Source organism: Mesorhizobium sp. M8A.F.Ca.ET.181.01.1.1 (genome assembly GCF_004792025.1).
Classification (GTDB): Bacteria; Pseudomonadota; Alphaproteobacteria; order Rhizobiales; family Rhizobiaceae; genus Mesorhizobium.
Map to the genome: position 1 here is coordinate 1 of NZ_SRTV01000033.1, position 1,733 is coordinate 1,733.

The window sequence follows — 1,733 nt, forward strand, 5'->3', positions numbered from 1 at the left end:
CGTCAGATGCCGCCGCCATTGTCATATTGCTCTTCGGCAATGTCACGCTCGTCCAGCCAGTGTTCCAGGGTATCTACCATCTCTTCGGCCGACTTGCCGAGCGTCTTGAGATGGATCTCCGGTTTCTCCGGTGCTTCGTAAGGAGAATCGACACCGGTGAAATTCTTGATCTCGCCATTCAGCGCGCGCGCGTAGAGACCCTTCGGGTCACGCCTGGCGCATTCCTCGAAAGGCGTGTCGACAAACACCTCGATGAACTCGCCATCGGCCATCAATTCCCTGGCCATGCGCCGCTCGGCGCTGAACGGCGAAATGAAGGAGACAATGACGATCAGCCCGGCATCGGCCATCAGCTTGGCCACTTCGGCGACGCGGCGAATGTTCTCGACGCGATCGGCATCGGTGAATCCGAGGTCGCGGTTGAGACCGTGACGGACATTGTCGCCATCGAGAATATAGGTATGGCGGCCTGTGGCGAACAGCTTCTTCTCGAACAGGTTGGCGATGGTAGACTTGCCGGAACCCGAAAGCCCCGTGAACCAGAACACGGCCGGCCGCTGGTTCTTCATGTCGGCGCGCACGCGCTTGCCGACATCGAGCGATTGCCAATGGATGTTTTCGGCGCGGCGCAGCGAGTGCACGATCATGCCGGCGCCAACCGTGGCGTTGCTGATGCGATCGATCAGGATAAAGGCGCCAGTGGTCCGGTTCTCGCCAAACGGGTCGAAGGCAATCGGCGCCCGCGTCGAGATGTTGCAGATGCCGACTTCATTCATCTCGAGCGACTTGGCCGCCTCATGGCCAAAGTCGTTGACGTTGATGCGGTATTTCAAGTCGGTGACGGTGGCGCTGGTCTGATCGGTCTCGGTGCGCAGGATATAGGAGCGGCCCGGCAGCAGCGCATGCTCGTCGAACCAGACGATGTTGGCGGCGAACTGGTCGGCGACCTGCGGCCGCGCGGCCGGTGAAACCAGCATGTTGCCCCTGGAAACCTCGACCTCGTCGTCAAGGACGAGCGTTATGGCCTGGCCGGCCACCGCCTGTTTGAGATCGCCGCCATAGGCGACGATGCGTTTGACATGCGAGGACTTGCCCGATTTGGCGACGACGACCTCGTCGCCTTGCGCAATGGTGCCGGACGCGATGGTGCCGGCGAAGCCGCGAAAATCGAGATTGGGGCGATTGACGTACTGAACCGGAAAGCGGAACGGCAGCTCGGCGGTGACTTCGTCGACCGAGACGGTTTCGAGTTGCTCGATCAGCGTCGGGCCGGAATACCACTTCATGCTGTCCGAGCGGCGGCTGACATTGTCGCCATAACGGGCCGACATCGGGATCGGCACCATGGTCTGGAAACCGAGATCGCCTGAGAACTGCCGGTAGTCCTCGACGATGCTGTCGAAGACCGCCTGGTCGAAATCGACAAGATCGATCTTGTTGACCGCCAGCACGATGTGGCGAATGCCGAGCAGCGAGGCGATGATCGAATGGCGCCGGGTCTGGCGCAGCATACCCTGCCGGGCATCGATCAGCACGATCGCCAGATCGGCGGTCGAGGCACCGGTCGCCATGTTGCGGGTATATTGTTCGTGGCCGGGCGTGTCGGCGACGATGAACTTGCGCTTCGGCGTGGCGAAGAAGCGGTAGGCGACGTCGATTGTGATGCCTTGCTCGCGCTCGGCCTCGAGGCCGTCGACCAGCAGCGCGAAGTCGATGTCGTCGCCCGTCGTGCC

General features: G+C 61.7%; 1 protein-coding gene. It reads right to left on the reverse strand.

Going from position 1 to position 1,733, the window contains the following annotated elements:
* Positions 1-2: 2 nt before the first annotated feature.
* The coding region (gene cysC, locus EN824_RS33420) for an adenylyl-sulfate kinase (protein WP_135931038.1) at positions 3-1,733 on the reverse strand (1,731 nt) is incomplete at its 5' end.